Origin of the sequence: Catenovulum adriaticum, from assembly GCF_026725475.1 — a bacterium.
Lineage (GTDB): Bacteria > Pseudomonadota > Gammaproteobacteria > Enterobacterales > Alteromonadaceae > Catenovulum > Catenovulum adriaticum.
The window spans coordinates 404,280-422,195 of the sequence record NZ_CP109967.1 but is presented as its reverse complement, the minus strand read 5'-3'; the positions used below and the strand labels follow the sequence as shown (position 1 = coordinate 422,195).

The 17,916-nt window shown below is 37.5% G+C and carries 13 protein-coding genes; 8 read left to right on the top strand and 5 right to left on the bottom strand.

Annotated features, from left to right (window positions below; genetic code table 11):
- Window positions 1-31 precede the first annotated feature (31 nt).
- Window positions 32-292 carry a DUF3862 domain-containing protein gene (locus OLW01_RS17640; RefSeq protein WP_268076821.1) on the bottom strand — a complete coding sequence of 87 codons (261 nt, stop codon included), beginning with the start codon at window positions 290-292 and terminating at the stop codon, window positions 32-34.
- Window positions 293-523: 231 nt separating this feature from the next.
- Between OLW01_RS17640 and OLW01_RS17635 the strand changes: the two genes are divergently transcribed.
- On the top strand, window positions 524-1,300 hold the full coding sequence (locus OLW01_RS17635; protein ID WP_268076820.1) for a fumarylacetoacetate hydrolase family protein: 777 nt from the start codon (window positions 524-526) through the stop codon (window positions 1,298-1,300).
- A gap of 79 nt (window positions 1,301-1,379) precedes the next feature.
- Here the strand turns inward: OLW01_RS17635 and OLW01_RS17630 are convergent, their stop codons facing one another.
- The 3 genes from OLW01_RS17630 to OLW01_RS17620 form a co-directional block, all read right to left on the bottom strand.
- Entirely contained in the window at window positions 1,380-2,153 is a 774-nt protein-coding gene (locus tag OLW01_RS17630; RefSeq protein ID WP_268076819.1) for an IclR family transcriptional regulator, read from the bottom strand.
- A 329-nt stretch (window positions 2,154-2,482) separates the two neighbouring features.
- On the bottom strand, window positions 2,483-3,478 hold the full coding sequence (locus tag OLW01_RS17625) for a ThuA domain-containing protein (protein ID WP_268076818.1): 996 nt from the start codon (window positions 3,476-3,478) through the stop codon (window positions 2,483-2,485).
- Window positions 3,479-3,587: 109 nt separating this feature from the next.
- The gene (locus tag OLW01_RS17620) at window positions 3,588-4,262 is read right to left on the bottom strand and encodes a putative glycoside hydrolase (RefSeq protein ID WP_268076817.1); all 675 of its coding nucleotides are present in this window, start codon (window positions 4,260-4,262) and stop codon (window positions 3,588-3,590) included.
- A 321-nt stretch (window positions 4,263-4,583) separates the two neighbouring features.
- Here OLW01_RS17620 and OLW01_RS17615 point away from each other — a divergent pair, with 321 nt between their 5' ends.
- The 6 genes from OLW01_RS17615 (at window position 4,584) to OLW01_RS17590 (ending at window position 14,816) form a co-directional block, all read left to right on the top strand.
- Window positions 4,584-5,459 (top strand): family 16 glycosylhydrolase, encoded by an 876-nt coding sequence (locus OLW01_RS17615; RefSeq protein WP_268076816.1) that lies wholly within the window; start codon window positions 4,584-4,586, stop codon window positions 5,457-5,459.
- Between the two features lie 42 nt (window positions 5,460-5,501).
- Complete coding sequence (locus tag OLW01_RS17610) at window positions 5,502-8,759, top strand: glycoside hydrolase family 2 TIM barrel-domain containing protein (RefSeq protein ID WP_268076815.1); 3,258 nt, start codon at window positions 5,502-5,504, stop codon at window positions 8,757-8,759.
- Window positions 8,760-8,820: 61 nt separating this feature from the next.
- Window positions 8,821-9,798, top strand: coding sequence for a family 16 glycosylhydrolase (locus OLW01_RS17605; protein WP_268076814.1), 978 nt, complete (start codon window positions 8,821-8,823; stop codon window positions 9,796-9,798).
- A 30-nt stretch (window positions 9,799-9,828) separates the two neighbouring features.
- A complete protein-coding gene (locus tag OLW01_RS17600) occupies window positions 9,829-11,457 on the top strand; it encodes a sulfatase family protein (protein WP_268076813.1) in 1,629 nt (542 codons plus the stop codon).
- A 51-nt stretch (window positions 11,458-11,508) separates the two neighbouring features.
- The gene (locus OLW01_RS17595; protein ID WP_268076812.1) at window positions 11,509-13,425 is read left to right on the top strand and encodes a sulfatase-like hydrolase/transferase; all 1,917 of its coding nucleotides are present in this window, start codon (window positions 11,509-11,511) and stop codon (window positions 13,423-13,425) included.
- A 296-nt stretch (window positions 13,426-13,721) separates the two neighbouring features.
- Window positions 13,722-14,816, top strand: coding sequence for an NHL repeat-containing protein (locus OLW01_RS17590; protein WP_268076811.1), 1,095 nt, complete (start codon window positions 13,722-13,724; stop codon window positions 14,814-14,816).
- A 198-nt stretch (window positions 14,817-15,014) separates the two neighbouring features.
- On the opposite strand, the gene OLW01_RS17585 is transcribed toward OLW01_RS17590, so the two are convergent.
- Window positions 15,015-15,788, bottom strand: coding sequence for a phytanoyl-CoA dioxygenase family protein (locus OLW01_RS17585; RefSeq protein ID WP_268076810.1), 774 nt, complete (start codon window positions 15,786-15,788; stop codon window positions 15,015-15,017).
- A 467-nt stretch (window positions 15,789-16,255) separates the two neighbouring features.
- Between OLW01_RS17585 and OLW01_RS17580 the strand changes: the two genes are divergently transcribed.
- Window positions 16,256-17,833 (top strand): sugar porter family MFS transporter, encoded by a 1,578-nt coding sequence (locus OLW01_RS17580; protein ID WP_268076809.1) that lies wholly within the window; start codon window positions 16,256-16,258, stop codon window positions 17,831-17,833.
- The last annotated feature ends 83 nt before the right edge of the window (window positions 17,834-17,916 follow it).

Genomic DNA, 17,916 nt, shown 5'->3' with positions numbered 1-17,916 from the left:
TTTTTTGTGCGAAAAAATTTATTTTATCCAATTATTTAAGGTTGTTTTGAGCGATTGAGGTCGCTGTATTATTAATAAAAGTGACTTTTATGTTTTCACTTTTGCTTCCCCAGCGGCATTGTTTTATTTTGGATTCATTAGCGCACATATCCGGCACACCTAAAATGGTATTGATTTCATTGTAATCCATTCCGGCTTTTATTTGGTTGTAATGACTAGCCGTGAGTTTACCGCATCCTGTGATAATACCAGCAGCGATGATGCTGCATAGCAAAAAACCTTTTAAACTCATTATCCAAAACCCTTAATTTATCGGCAGCAATATTTATAAAATATTAATGATACATTAAAGTTAATTTGTTGTTAAATTAAATTTTCTTAAATTTGAAAATTAATGACAAGTTTTTAATTTAATTTGTATACATCTAGAATCCGGATAATCTGTTATTAGATTGACTCGGGCGATTAAACTTTTATAGTGGGGTAAATATAACTAACAATACAATACAGAGTTACTTTAAAAATGATGACACAGAATATTACAATTGATCCTCAACAAACTGCTGAAATTTTATTATCTCGCAGGCAAAAAAATGCGCAATTTGATTGCTTACCTGAATCTGTAAGGCCTTACAATATAGATTCTGCATTGGCTGTGCAAAAAGCACTTATTGAACAGCATAGCCATGCAGTTGCTGGGTGGAAATGCTTGTTGCCTCCGGCAGATGACCAAATTGTGATGTCTCCTATTTTTGCTAATACTCTTAATACAGGTCAAACATGTGAATTGATGGCTGATAATGATAAAGCAAGGGTAGAACCAGAAATTGCATTTGTATTGGCTAACGATCTACCCGCTAAAGTAGGGGGGTATTCAGATGAAGACATCGCTGATGCCATTGAAAGCTGCCATATGGCTCTTGAATTAATGCAAAATCGTTATGCAAAAAATACAACGCCAGTATTTTATGAAAAATTAGCAGATGGTTTAACCAATCAAGGTTTATATCTTGGTCCTAAGTTAGATAAAAATGCGATTTTTTCAAGTACTGATGTGCAAATTAAAGTGAAGCAAAATGGCGAAACGCGTGAATTTCACGGTAAGCACCCTAATCAAAAAGCGATTGCTCCGCTGACATGGTTTATTAATTATGCGACAGAACAAGGTTTTGAATTGAAAAAAGGACAAGCGATTATTACAGGGTCGTTTGCGGGCATTGTTGAATTTGAATTTGGTGACGCTGAGATCGAATACGAGCAATTAGGCCAATATAAAGTTAAGTTTATCGATAAAAAATAATAAGTTAATTTTATTTATAATAAATAAAAAAGCACTTCAACGAGAGTGCTTTTTTAATTTTCGATGATTTTTTATGCAACTATAAAGGCTTTACAATGCCATAAGTAATAGCGCTTGAAATATTTTCAGCCGCTTCTTTTAATAGTTTGAGTGTCTCTTCAACGGTTATTTCTTCAGGTTTACGTTGTAAATAAGGTACGTTGATAGTAGCAATTGCATGATCGCCGTCCATAATAGGGACTGATAAATCAGTCACACCCACAACAAAGGGGCTGGGTGATAATACATGGCCTTGTTTTGCAACCTTTTTACAATCGGCTACAAAATCTTTAATTTGAGATTCAGGATGATGGTTTTGCAGCATTTTTATCCACCGTTCTCTGGTTTCTGGTGGCTGAAATGCAAATAATACTCGGCCTGATGCGGTTTCAATAATCGGTTTAGTAAAGCCAATTCGAACAGAATAAGACAGTGTAGCCGCGGCTTCTATACGGTTAATAACGACTATTTTATCATTTGAATCAACCGCGATATGACATGACATCGTGGTTTTACCAGCTAAAGCTCGCATGACAGGAATTGAGTATTCCATAATGTCTTTAATTGGTTCTTGTTCACTGCCAAGTTGTAACAATTTACGAGTAACTCTGTAGCCTTCATCTTCTTCGTCTTTACTAATAAATCCGCGTTGTTCCAAAACCAATAACATGCGATAAATTTCGGCACTGGAGCGGCCTAATCTGTCAGCAATGGTCGCAGTATTCAGTGCAAACGAGTCTTTAGACAAGAGTTCAAGTATGTCTATTCCTTTTTCAAGCGCTGGAGCTGAGTATTTTTTATTTTTAGATTCCATATTTTCTAGGCACCAAGGTTACAAAAATTTTAAGTATAAGTAAGTAATATTTTTGATTTTACATCTTTTTATAATGTATTTAAATAATAATTCTAAACTAGGGTTTGTTGGCCTTTCACGTTCATTTTTGCAGCAGTATGTATGGTTTTCATACAAGGCAGAGCGATTGACGTGTAGTGCGCTACATAAATGAGCGATAAAAATTTTGCTTTTTGCCATACCACTACCTCTCTTAGGTGTAGTGGTACAGAAAAAATTCAAAATTAAAGAAGCCTTTTGGGGCTTACTAAACGTCAATAATCCAACCTATTTAAATGATAGATTATTGGTTACAGGCTAAAAGGCCGGCGTTGGCTTTGCTCAGCAGTTGGAAAATCAGCTGGTACTGCTTGACTCACTTTACCGGTTGCTGCCCACTCAGTTCCGCGTTGAATTAGCGTGATTAAGCTAACGGATTCATGAGCTGGATCTCCATGACCCAGTGTGGTGTGAAAAATTCGACCTTTGCCATAATTAATGACCATAACGACTGGCTCGTGGCGCCCGTTGGCTTGTGGGTTTTCATTTGAAAATGCCGTTGCTAAAATTGTCATATTTTCAGCTGGCCCTCGTAATTTTTCATACAGCTCATCTTTTGCATGCATAAATACAGGAGGCAGGCCTTGAGTAATAGGGTGGTTAGGTTCCCTTACTTTAATTGAAAATTCGCGTTGTGGACCATGCCCGCCGCCATGTCCGGGCTGCGTATTTCGAATGAGTTTATCGTTTTTGTCGTAATAAACCCAAGGTCCATCTTTTTCATTGCGGCCACCCCAGCCACCTAAACCTATCATTTTGTTAAAAGCTTTCCATTTAGGCCAGCTATTATCAGCGGCATGAACCACGACTAAACCACCGCCATTTTCAATAAAATCAGCTAAAGCGGTTTCTGTTTGTTTAGGTAAATCTGCCGCTTTCCAGCCGAAATTTGAGATGACGACATCATAATCTTTAAAATTAGGAATAAAATTAGGGTCTGTTTTAGGTTGTTCTAACGCAGTGGTTTTAGGCCCATCTATCGGAAATTTTTTAATTAAATTCTCACCCTTCCAAGTAAACTGAGTTCGTTTAATATCAACATTAAATAAACCCGTTTGCTCTAAATTAGTTTGCATCATCACGCTGGACTTTGGCCAGTTACCGTGGTTATTTTGACCGTCTATAATTAACGCATTGATTTTGTTGTGTTTGTTATCAGGCGTTGGGGTGTTGGTATTTTGCGAACATGCGCTTAGTAATAACAAACCGCTTAACATAGCAACAGCGGTATTAATGTAGGGCTTCATTTTTTCGTCCTGTTAATAAAAGAAAAAGCCAGCAGTATATTAGTTGATTCTTTGGTGGAGATGTCTTGTAATATAAAACTGGCTAAAGTTTAACTTTGTTTGTGTTTTATTATTTTTTACAGCCTTTATGACCTTTAGGTAACGCTACTAAGTCGACACGTGCTAAGTCAAATTCTAACTTGCCTTGGGTGCTTATTATAATGTCTGTTAGCTGGCTAAAGTCAAACTCGCCATCAGGATTAAAGCAATTTAAAGGTAGCGTTAATTGGCTCCATTCATCTTCAGGCATTTGATCTAATAATTTATTAAGTACAATTTTACCCTCACACTTATTCGTATACTTGCAACGAAGTGTTAAGCTGGTCACTTTATTGGGTTTGCGTAATACCCTCATATCAAAGTTAATAGCAGCTAAATCTTCAACGCTAGAGATGTCCACTTTGTTTTTATTTATGGTTAAACTTGAGTCGTTTAAAAGGTTACCACCCCATTGATTTTTGACTTCACGACCAAGCCATTTTACGTTCAATGCATCTCCTTTGGTCGATTTTTTAGCTGGTTTTACCGTTAAATTTGCGCGTTCAGTTTCACCGGTTTGGTTTTTAACTGGAATGCTCCAGTTAAGCCCATTGCCAACTTGTAATTTCCAGGGAGAAACCGCTTTGCCTTGATGGATATAGGTAGATACGGGGTCTGCCGCCGATGCAAAGTAGGAGAGACTTAATAAGCTAAGTGCTGATAAGTATTTAACGAAGGAAATAAGCTGAGAAATTGAGCTTTTCATGTCTGATTCCTCTATTGGAGAGTTAGTTTGTGTTTAATGTTAGTTTGCAATTATGTAAATAAATATAGCGATTTGCAAGTGAAAACTTTGTTTTGTTTATAAAAGCTAAACTTTTTTATTATCCTAACAAGGGCATCTGATGTTATCGAATTTCTGATATTATCAATTTAGCGATATAAAATTGTATCTGAATTATAAATTTTAAATATGATTATTTGGTTTTTTGTTGTATGATTTACCTATTATTTGTAATCAATTTGGATTTTTTACTTAACATATAGAGTAAATAATTGATTATTAAGGTTATTTCATGAGGCTGATGTGTTAAAAAATATAACGAATTGTTTTCAGCAAGGCCATAAGTTGTTTTGCGTTTATTTATTGCTGCTATTAAGTAGTACGAGTGTTGCAGTTATAGCTGCACCACCTCAATTGACTGAAAGCAAGCAATGGCAAGTCGTTGATGAATTAACGGATGAATTTAATCAGACCGTTTTAGATACACAAAAATGGGACGATTATCATCCTCATTGGTCAGGTAGAGCGCCATCTGCATTTAAAAAAGGTAATTGCTATGTTCAGGACGGGCAATTGTTATTACGTTCTACGCTAAAAACATTGCCTTCAAAAGTGAATGATCCATATCAGGATATTTGGGTTAATTCTGCTGCTTGTGTAAGCAAAAAAAAGCAAGCTAAACCCGGTTATTATTATGAAGCCAGAATAAAAGCGTCTTCATTATCTATGACATCTTCGTTTTGGTTTAGAGTAGGTCAATACTCAGAAATCGATGTTATAGAACATATAGGTAATCCTTCAGTTGAATCCCGTCAAGCTGATTTACCATATCAATACCACGCAAATACACATTATTATGGTCCAGCTAAAGGCCGAAAACCTTTAGCCAACGAATATAAAATGTCAACTCGTGGCCGTGATGAATTTCACGTGTATGGATTTTGGTGGAAAGATCCGAACACGCTTTGGTTTTATCACAACGATAAAAAAGTAATGGAAATTAAGCCCAGAGTGCCTTTTTCAGAGCCTCTTAAAATGATTTTTGATACTGAAGTATTTCCGTGGGCTAGTGCGGGTGTACCAAATATAGGTTTGCCTAAAGTAGAAAATTTAAATGATCCGCACAAGAATGTCATGCGTGTTGATTGGGTAAGAACTTATCAACCGGTTAAGCCATAACAGCTTAAATTTTATTTTTTAATTAAATTGGTTATAAAAATTATGATTCAAGTAAGATTGCCGTTAGCACAGAAGCTAACACGAAAATTTGCTGTTTCGTCTCTTTTATTGTTGGGGGCGTTTAGTCACAATGCTTTTGCACAAAAAGCGAGTGAAATTAACGATTGGGAAAATCCCGATGTTATTCAAATTAACAAAATGCCTGCCAGAGCAACGGCTTATTCATTTACCAGTGAAGCATCAGCTTTAAAAGGCGATCGCGATCAAGCGAATTTTTTATCGTTAAATGGTCAGTGGAAATTTCACTTTGTAGCTGATTCAGCTAACCGACCGCTGGACTTTTATCAGTCTGATTTTAATAGCCAAGACTGGGATAATATTACAGTTCCTTCAAATTGGGAATTAGAAGGTTATGGCCAGCCAATTTATACCAATTCTACCTATCCGTTTCCTGTTAACTTACCAAAAATCGATCGTGAAAATGCGGTTGGCTCTTATTTAAAAAGTTTTGAATTGCCAGCAGATTGGGCTAATAAGCAAGTAGTATTGCATTTTGGTGGCGTCGCCTCAGCCTTTTATTTATGGGTGAATGGTGAAAAAGTAGGTTATAGCCAAGATAGTGCATTACCAGCTGAATTTGATATAACAGACTATGTTAAAAAAGGTAAAAACGACATTGCTGTGCAAGTTTTCCGTTGGAGCGATGGCAGTTATTTAGAAGATCAGGACCATTGGCGTTTAGGCGGTATTCAGCGTGAAGTTTTATTATTAGCGCAGCCTAAAGTGGCGATTAATGACTTTGCGGTACGTACGGTATTAACTGACAATTACAGTAAAGCTAAATTGCAGGTTAATCCAGAATTAACTAATTTAAATAAACAAAATATTGAAGGTTGGAGTTTATCTGCGCAATTATACGATGCCAATGATAAACCCGTTTTAGACAGTGAGCTTGATATTGAAGCCACCCAATTAAGTCCAGTGGTTTATCCTCAGCGAGATACATTTAAGTTTGAGGTATTAGAAGCTCAAATAGATAATCCAAAACTTTGGACTTCTGAAACGCCTTATTTATATACCCTAACGTTGTCGTTAAAAAATAAACAAGAGCAATTAGTTGAAGCTCGCAGTGTGAAAGTGGGCTTTAGAGACGTTAAAATTAACGATAAAGGCCAGTTACTGATTAATGGGCAAAGTATTAAACTGATTGGTGTTAACCGTCATGATCATCATGTCACTAAAGGTAAAGCATTAAACCGAGCAGATATTCGTCGTGATTTTGAGCTATTAAAAACGTTTAACTTTAATTCAATTAGAACGGCGCATTATCCAAACGACCCATATGTTTATCAGTTAGCCGATCAGTATGGTATTTATGTGATGGATGAAGCCAATATTGAAAGCCATGGTGTGGGCGGCAAATTGGCCAATTTACCACAGTGGACAAATTCAATTGTGCAGCGTGTAGCCAATATGGTTGAGCGTGATAAAAATCATCCTTCTATTATCTCTTGGTCATTTGGTAATGAATCAGGCACAGGTCCTGGCTTTGCAGCCGCAGCAGGCTGGGTGAAAGATTTTGACCCAACTCGTTTTATTCATTACGAAGGCGCACAAGGCGATCCAAATCATCCAAAATATAGTCCTTTAGTGGATTTATGGAATAGCGCCGAAGAGCGCCATACACCTTTAGCTAACCCGACCGATCCGCCTTTTGTTGATGTGATCAGCCGAATGTATCCTAATTTAGAAGATTTAAAAGGCTTAGCTGATAGCCCTTATATTGATCGTCCTATCTTAATGTGTGAATACGCACATGCTATGGGTAACTCAGTCGGCCATTTAGCTGAATACTGGGATATGGTTTGGGCACATGATAATTTAATTGGTGGTTATATCTGGGATTGGATTGACCAAGGGTTAGAAAAACAAGATGCACAAGGCAATACCTTTTTAGCTTACGGTGGTGATTTTGGTGATAAACCAAATGATTCAAATTTCTGTATTAACGGGATTATTGATTCTTATCGCAATCCAAAACCGCCAATTGAAGAAGCTAAATATGTATTCCAGCCTATTAAAGTGACTGCGGTAGACTTAGCTCAAGGCAAAGTTAACATTAAAAACCGAAACTTTTTTGTTAACTTAAATAAATATGATATCCGCTGGTCATTAAGCGAAGATGGTAAATTAATTGAACAAGGCGAGTTAGCGCAGGTTGATATTGCACCACAAGCTGAAAAGACGGTTAAAGTTAACTTTACTAAACCCAGCTTAAAAGCCGGTGCTAAGTATTGGTTACGGTTAAGCTTACATACCCGCAAAGACGAGTTATGGGCAAAAGCTGGATTTGAGTTAGCCAAAGCGCAATTTGAATTGCCTTTTTATCAAGCTAAATCACAACCGAAAGCTGATTACCCTAGCGTTCAGTTGGAAAAGAGCTCAACCAAAGTAACGGTTAAAAATGATAATTTTAGTGCTAGCTTTGATCCAAAAACCGGTTATTTAACACAATACACCAGCCGTGCTTCGGGTAAAAACCAAGTTTTGGTTGAATCGGCACTTACACCTAACTTTTGGCGACCAGAAACAGATAACGACAGATTAGGTTGGCAAACCGCTAAAACCTTAGCTTATTGGAAAGATGCGCCACAAAAATTATCTCTGGTTAATTTTGAGGTTAATCACACGTCAGAGCAGCAAGTAAAAATAGTGGCTCAATTACAAGATAAAGGTAAAGTTGATTTAACGCTGAGTTATTTAATTTCTGGTAACGGCGATGTGAAAGTGGATTTTGATTTTACCGCTGATGAATCACTTCCATCTATTTTACGTATTGGGATGACGACCAATGTGAGCAAAAAGCTAATCAACATGAGCTTCTTAGGTAAAGGGCCATTTGAAAATTATATAGACAGAAACCAAGGCGCTGAAATGGGTGTATATTCAGGCCAAGTAGAGCAGTTTGTACATAACTATGTCCGTCCTCAGGAAAACGGTAACCATACTGATATTGATTGGTTAGATTTAATGGATGCACGTGGTCATGGTTTGGTGATCAATGGTGAACAGCCATTAAGCATGTCGGTTTGGCCTTGGTCGGCACAAAATTTAGAAAACAGTACACATACCAATGAATTAGTTAAGCAAGGTGCTTACACAGTTAATATTGATTTAATTCAAGCTGGTGTGGGTGGTACTGATTCATGGAGTCCTAAAGCTGCACCTATTGATAAATACAAAATATTCCCAGGACATTATCAATACAGCTTTACTTTGTCTCCCGTTAAATTTGATTAATATCAATATTAAAACTGCCACTTATTTTATGAAAGGTGGCAGTTTTTTATAAGGTCTACTTATGTATCAATTAAATAAAACAATGAGTTTAGCCGCGATGAGTGTGGTATTGAGCAGCACACTGCTATCGTGTTCACTGCCGCCTTTTCACAATAGTTCAACTGATCAAACTCAACTAGATGTCGGTTATGAGTGGGGCAGCGAATTAGCACAGCTACCTACACCGCCTGCGGGGATGAAATGGCAACTCAATTCTCAATTTAGTGACGAATTTGAGAATTGGGATGCAACTAAATGGCAAGCGCAACATAATTGGTGGAATGGTTCAGGTGAGAACCGTCCAGGTGCTTACGTTGAAGCCGAGCATGCCGATGACACCGAAAACGTTGAAATTAAAGATAGTAAATTATTTTTATACAGCAAAGCGAATGGCCCCTCAAAAGAAAAGTGGGTTGGTACCTCGGTTGTTTCATCTAAACAGCCTATTTCGTATGGATATTACGAAGTTAAAATGAAAGCATCTATGTTAGCGACGACATCTGCTTTTTGGATGCAAGGTCGATTTAGCGAAATTGATGTCATCGAAGCCATCGGCGCACCCAAAAAAGGCGCTAAAAACTTTGAAAAAGGATTAAGTACTAACTTTCATTATTTTCCAAATGGTTTTGGCAAACCTGGTTATTTAAATGGCCCGATTGAATTAGCCGCTATAAAAAATGAGCAAGCACCTGATGGCGCAGCACATGGCTGGCATACTTACGGTATTTGGTGGGTAAATGAAGATTATGCTTATATCTATTTAGATGGTAAACGGGTAAGTGACTTTCACCGAGTTAAAGAACCTGGCCACCCACAAACGGATAAACTCGAATTTCCGGCTCCGTTTAACGAAACCATGACCTTATTTATGGATACTGAAATTTGGAATTGGGGCGACGGTAAACCCGGCACACCGACCCCACAAGAGCTTGCTGCAACAGATGGTAGCAATGCGATGCAGGTTGAATGGATACGAGCTTATAAGCTAGTTGCAGAATAAAAGCCGATTTAAAATTATAAGAGCATAGCAATGAGATTAAGCCAATTAATACTTGAATTCAAGATACAAAGCCGTTTAAGAGATTTTATTAAATGTCTGTTATTAATTGGCTTACCATTTAATGTATTCATGGGCTGGCAGCAAGCTAGTGCTCAAGAACAAACGAGAAAGCCAAACAAGCATTATCATTCCAATGGCGCTGCAGTAGGGCAAGCTAAAAACAGAGCTAAACCAAATATTGTTTTTATTTTGTCTGATGATCAATCTGTAAATAGTTTAGCAAGTTTAGGCAACACCCAAATTATTAGCCCCAATATTAATGCATTGGCAAAGCAAGGTGTTACTTTTAGCCATGCATATAACATGGGCGGCTGGAATGGCGCTGTTTGCTTAGCTTCGCGCGCTATGTTCAATACAGGCCGATCTTTATGGCAAGCAAAAGCATTAGAAAAACCACAAAATAAAGCCACTCGTATAAAAACCACCTGGGCAAATCAAATGAAAGCCAGAGGCTATCAAACCTATATGACAGGCAAGTGGCATGTTCATATAAAAGCGGAGGCCGTATTTGACCATGTAAAGCATGTGCGAGCGGGTATGCCACAAGATGCTTGGGATTTTCCTACAATGGTTAATCATTTTTCAGATTTAGCGAAAGGCAAATATGATAGCTACGCTGATTTTATGCCAGTTGGCTATAATCGGCCTTTGTCAGCTAATGATGATTCATGGTCACCTACAGATATTCGATTTGGTGGTTATTACGAAGGGGGAACACACTGGAGTGAAGTGGTTCGTGATGATGCGATTGAATTTATTAAACAGGCCAGTCAAAAAGAAACGCCTTTTTTCATGTATATTGCTTTTAATGCTCCGCATGATCCACGTCAGGCGCCTCAAGCCTATCAAGATTGGTATGCGGTGGAGCAAATAAAAGTGCCTGAGAGTTTCTTACCTAAATATCCATATCAAGAACAAATAGGCAATGGACCTAGTTTGCGTGATTCAGCACTGGCCCCTTTTCCTCGAACTGAATTTGCGGTTCAAACCCATATTAAAGAATATTATGCATCTATTTCGCATATGGACAAGCAAATTGGTGATATTTTAGCCGCCTTGAATGCTGCTAAAGTTATGGATAATACGTATCTTATTTTTACGTCAGATCATGGTTTAGCTGTGGGTGAACATGGTTTATTTGGCAAACAGAACCTATATGAGCACAGTGTACGAGCCCCTTTTATTATAACAGGTCCAGATCTTGATCAAGGGGTTGTTAATGATTCAGATATTTATATTCAGGACGCAATGGCAACCGCATTAGATTTAGCGGGCGGTAAAAAGCCAGAACATGTGTTTTTTAATTCAGTTTTACCCTTGGCTCGTGGTCAGCAAACTGAATCTAATTACCCTCAAATATATGGTGGCTATATCGATTTACAGCGCATGATTAAGCAAGATGGCTATAAATTAATCGTATATCCGAAAGCGCAGGTTGTTCGTTTGTATCATTTAGCGAGTGATCCACAGGAATTAAAGGATCTTGCCCAACAGCCAGATTACCAACAAAAAACTAAAGACTTATTTAAATCATTAATGGCATTACAAGCCGAGTTAAAGGATCCGCTTGATTTATCAAATATTTATCAAGCTTTGTAATTAAAGTTAATAAGTCAGCCAATTTCACTAATCAAAATTAGGTTATATCGTATGAGTAAGATTGACAAACAAGGTAGATTTAAAACCTTAATTAAATCAAAAGTTAAATCAAAGTATCAGCATTTAATCACAGGTTTATGCTCGGCTATTATCCTGTCAGCGTGTAGCCAAACTGGCACCAATCAAACAAAATTTAATTCAGTTGATTCGGCTGCTTCATCAACTGAGCAAACATCAGAAGCTGAACTTGTCAGCCCGATATTAAAAGCAGGTGATAAGCCCAATGTGGTTCTGATTTTAATTGACGATTTAAGTCATTATGGCATGACCACATATGGCTCAAATGTGATTCGCTCAGTAAGAGGCCACTTTCCTGATAAAAAATTTAGCACGCCTAATATAGATGCTCTAGCACAAAGCGGTTTGCGGGTAGAAAATGCGTTTACGCATCCTATTTGCGAAAATACGCGCATTGCTTTAATGAGCGGTAAAAATAACGATCGAAACTACCTTCGTCCAAAATCACAACATGCATCTGATATTACCTTCGGTGATGTTTTTCAAAAAGCTGGCTACACCACAGGCATGTATGGTAAGTGGAAACAGACACGTGGTACCAAAGAAATTGCTGGCAAAGACTATATTTCAGAATTTGGTTGGGACGATTATGTCGCGTTTGATGTGGTTGATGAAGGTCAGCGTTTTATTAACCCAAACTTAGTCATTAACGGCGAAATTAAAAACTACCAAGGGCGTACTGATCTTGATCCAGAAACGGGTAGAAGATGGTACGGCCCCGATATTTTTAACCGTCACGCTTTACAATTTATAGAAGGTAACAAAGATAAACCTTTTTTCTTATATTACCCAATGGCGCTGGTTCATGATGATCATAAACCCACGCCAGACACTAAACCTAATTCGATTTTTGATAATTTTGATGAAACGCCGCATAGCCGAAATGGTGCGACAGGCGATGATCCTAAATACATTATTGACATGATTGAATACACAGATAAATTAATTGGTAAAGTGGTTAACAAAATTGATGAGCTGGGGTTACGAGAAGAAACTTTAATTATGGTCATGGGTGACAATGGCACCAAAGAAATTTTTGCACATGTGATGCCTGATGGCAGTGTTTACCCGGGTAGAAAAGGTGGCAACGCTGATAATGGATTACATGTTGGCATGGTGTTAAATCAACCAGGCACCATTCCAGCTGAATCTAACGATACTCGTGGTTATGATGGTTTGGTTTATCTAACCGATGTATTTCCAACTATTGCGGAAGCGGCGGGTATTGAAATACCACAAGCCACAGATTTAGATGGTATTAGTTTTTGGCAGCAAGCAATGGGCGCCTCGGGTGAACCTAGAGATAATATATATAGCTGGTTTATTGGTAACGAAAAATATACAGCGGAAACTGATCCAGTCAAAATTCGATTTGCGTTTAACAAAAATTTTAAACGTTATGGCCCGAGCCGATATTTTCCTAACGGCCGATTTTTTGATTTACGCACAGATTTGTTAGAACGCGAAGGTGACCGCTATGTAGAATTACGTTGGGGCCTACGTCGGTACAGTGGCCTTAATATTAACAATTTAACGCCAGAACAACACAAAGCTTATACAGAATTAGGTAAAGTGTTGGCAGAAAACGAGCTCGTTAGAGTGAATAAACTGGCGATAACATCGGATAAATCAAGTTTATCTGTAGGCGAAACGATAAACTTAAATGCTCAAGTATGGCCAAAAAATGCCAAACGTGACGGTGTGGTATGGGTGTCTAGCGATTCTAATATTGCCAGCGTGAATAAGTTTGGTGAAGTCACTGGCCATAAAGCAGGAAAAGTCGAAATTAGCGTTTACTCATGGGACGATGCAGAACCAATTGCAAGCAACCGTAATCCAACTTTTTATACGGACGGTATCACAGCCGTGAAAAAGTTAACGGTTAAGTAATTTTAAATCGGAGCCAGTTTTTAACTTGCTCCGATTTTGCTTATTTAACGAAGTAGTAAGTAAAAAAAGCCACTAGAAAGCAATTCGTTACTTAGAGTTTAGGTTATTTATATTCTTTTATAAATTTTATATTTATATTTAAATCATGTACCATTGGTTATTGTTAACATTTAATTTAAGCTATTATTAAGTAAGCTTTAAGTTATTGAATAAGTTTAATACGTTAGTTTGAGCTTATTCATCACCTAAGTTGATATTAAGCCAAACAAATACCATTAGTTTAAGGTACATTGCCAATGACAGATTTAAAATCAAATTCACTTAATCCTACCCCGCAATCAGGTTGTGATCCGCATGGCCAAATTATCGGTCAAGGCGATTTTCAATACCGAGTTAATACGCAGTGGGGCCGTTTAAACGCCAAGCAAACGCCAGTTGAAAATTGCCATGACATGGCATTTGATTCAAAAGGCCGTTTAATTATGGTGACCGATCACCCGCAAAATAACTTTATCGTATACAGCAAAGAGGGCGAGTTACTTGACGCTTGGGGAAGCCAATTTCCGGGTGCGCATTCAATTAAAATTGTGAATGAAAACGGTGAGGATTTTATGTATGTGGTTGATTCAGGTTGGATTAGCAATCGTCATTGGGACGGAAAATCATATAATGAGTGGGATTCGCCTTATAATAAAGTGATAGCTCAAGCCGGTTTTATTGCTAAGTTGTCAATGGATGGGCGCGTATTATTTACCATTTCACATCCACAAACCATTGGTATATACACCCCAGATCAGCCTTTTAGACCAACTGATATCGCGATAGCACCAAACGGTGATTTATACGTGACGGATGGTTATGGATCAGATTATTTAATTCAGTATGACTCAAACGGACGCTATATTCGCCATTGGGGCGGTCAAGATAATAGTGATCCAAATTATAACTTAGTGAATACACATGGCGTTTCTGTTGATTTACGCTCACCTGAAAACCCACATTTAATTGTCAGCTCTCGATTTGAACAAGCGCTCAAACGCTTTACTTTAGACGGCCAATTTATTGAAAAAATTGAAACCCCAGGCGCTTACATTGGGGGGCCTGTTTATAGCGGCGATCACTTTTTTGCACCTGTATGTTGGTCACATTATAACGATGAAAATGCGGTCGATTCGGGATTTATTTCAGTGTTTGATAAAAATAATCAAATAGTGGCTAACTTAGGTGGTACGCAACCTGAATATATAAATGGAGCGTTGCAACCTATGGTCAGCACCTGGGACATATTTAACCATGTACATGGTATCGCAATTGACGACGACGGAAATTTATATGTGGGTCAATGGCGTGCTAATAATACTTATCCATTTAAATTGGAAAAGATAAAATAACTCAGCGTTATCAAATTTTGTATATAAATTAAAACCGCGCGAGCAAGCTTCGCGCCTACACATGGCTGTGGGGTTAAAAAGACAGACTAGGAAAATTTAAAATAAAAAAGCCGATGATACTAAAGCTAAGCATCATCGGCTTTTTGCTGGGGATTGGTTAGTGGCAGTTTGTTACAGGGAACAAACTGAGCTTAATGGTTAAGCGGTTTCGTTTGCTTGCCACTTCATAATCGCATCGTCGTTCAGTTTATGAAGCGGATAATAGACAGCTTCATTTTCTTTAAACGAGACATTACGTTTTGCATTAAATGCACTAATCATTGACCATCTGGGCTCAGACGATTGGTTTTGGTTCGATTTATGTAATAAGTTGCAATGGAAAAATAATGTATCGCCCGGTGCTAACTCAACATCAATTAGTTCGTGATGTTTTAATGCTTCTTCAACAAATAGCATATCTGCACCTTTTTGATCGCCGGTTTTATTGTGATCGATTCGGCCAATATGGTGTGAACCTTTTAATACTTGCAGACAGCCATTTTCTTTATTTGCTCGGTTAATCGCAACCATAACACTCACTTGCAGTGGGTATAAATAAAAGTTGTCTCTGTGCCAGTAACCAAAATCTTGATGCCATTCCCAAGCACCTCCAACGAATGGTTCTTTCATCATCACTTTTGTACTGGTGTGATAAATTTCTTCACCTAGAATTTTCTCTACTGAGTCAACCATCCGGCGGCCACGCGCAAACATACCGTATAAATCATCACCTGCATCTTGCCATAAGCACACTTTACTAACGGTGCCTGAAGCATCTTTTTTGTGCCAAGCTCTTTCATTTAACGAGTCATCATTAAATGCTCTTTGCTGTAAACGTTCAATTTCTTCTGTTGAATAAAATCCACGTGCGATGACATACCCATCACGATGGAAGTCGTTAATTTGTTCAGGTGTTAATATTTGTGTACTCATTTTAAAAGCTCCGAGTTAGTGTGACATTTAACCTCAACTTGCAATAATAACTGGCTTGTTATTGGTTATTTATTGTAAACATAAATTATTCAATAACTTAGCTAAATTATCATTCCAAGTTGAGGTGTACTGTCTGTAATAATGTATGATGTTGACAATTAATTCAAGTTTATTTTGTTTTTATATGAATATTTTATTTGTATAAAAATAAAGTGGCAACTTAAGAAAAGTAGAATTGTCGTCTAATTCGTTTCTTAAAAGTTAAACACTTGGATAGGTGACTGGCTATTTTATTGTTTAAATTGTATAATGTTGACAATAAACTGAAAATTTAAGACAAAATAAGTTGTCAAATTGATACGTTTATTTAACAATAGGGGGCGGGTGTTTACATTAATCCACACTAAACTGAATATACATTCAAGTTAAGCCAATTAAACGTAATATAAATAGAGAAGTATTTTAAAATGTATCAATCAAGTCGAAACGCACTTTTTTATGCCTTTATTGTCTCCATAGGCGGCTTTATTTTTGGTCTGGATATCATGCTGATATCCGGGACCTTTCAATATACCAGTATTGAATTTGGATTAACCGCAATTGAAAAAGGCAATATTGCAGCAGCACCTAACTATGGTGCTTTAATCGCGTTACTCGTTGCGGGTTATTTTTGTGACAAACTTGGCCGTAAACGTACCTTAATGATTATTGCGGGCTTGTATGTTATTTCAGCCATAGGTTCCGCGTTTGCAACCAGTTATTTTGGTTTATTTTCAGCTCGTTTGGTAGGTGGTTTAGCGTTTACTTCACTCAGTTTGGCCTCTATGTATATTGGTGAAATTGCCCCGCCTAGAATGCGTGGTAAATTAGTAGGTTTAAATCAGCTTAATATTGTACTAGGTATTTTAGCTGCAACCATTTTAAATTATTATCTAGTTGAAATTGCGAATGCCGGTCAATCTTGGTCACAAATGATAGGTTTGGATGAAGCTAATGTATGGCGTTGGATGTTAGGTTTAGAAACAATTCCAGCTGTGATTTGGTTTGTATTGCTCTTCTTTATTCCTGAAAGTCCAAGATGGTTAATGCTTAACCATAGTAAAGAGAAAGCACATTCAGTTATTAAAAAATTGGTGCCTGCAAACGAAGTCGAAACACAATTTAATCAAATTGTTCATAGTTTAGAAAATACCGAGCACTCGTTAAGTTATGGTGAGCAATTAAAAGCGCTCTTTAGCAAAAGCATGCGAATGGCGTTGTTAATTGGCGTATTTATGGCCATTATTCAATCTTTATCTGGTATGAATGCCGTACTGGCCTTTATGCCCATGATTTTCCAACAAGTTGGTGGTGGTGAATCTGCATTTTTACAATCTATCTGGGTGAGTTTAATTGGTACTGTATTTACAGTAATGGCTTTATTACTGATTGATAAGCTAGGACGTCGTAAAATATTATTAGGTGGTTTAGTCACTTGTGCAATTAGTATGGGTCTGGTTACTTACGGATTTTATGATGCCACCTATATGATTAGCGCGGAAGCAATCAATAGTTTATCTACCAGTGTAGATACCTCGGCGCTTACACCATTGATTGGCATGGAATATACCAGCGATATTAATTTTAAAACGGCGGTAATTGATGCTATTGGTCGCGATAGTTTTGCTTTAATTGAGAATGATTTATTACTACAAAGCACCGACATACAAGGCATGTTAGTTTTAGTTGGGATTATTGCATTTGTTTGTTCGTATAACTTTTCGTTAGGGCCTATTTTATGGATTTTATTTTCTGAAATTTTCCCAACTAAAGTGCGTGCTGTAGCCATCACCTCAAGTGCCTTAGTTGCCACTATTTTTGGTGGTATTGTGGTACCAACCTTATTCCCATGGCAGCTTGAAAACTTAGGTGCAACTTATACCTTTTTAGCTTATGGCGCTTTTTGTTTACTTGGATTTGCAGTTATGGCTAAAATTACGCCTGAAACCAAAGGTAAAACCATTGAAGAAATTGAAGAATTAATTGGCGGTGATAAGGCAGCTTAATTAATGATTGGTCTGTTTGTATACTAAGCACCAGACATAATAAGTAAACAGGATTAATACTAATGGCTTAGCAATTTAATTTG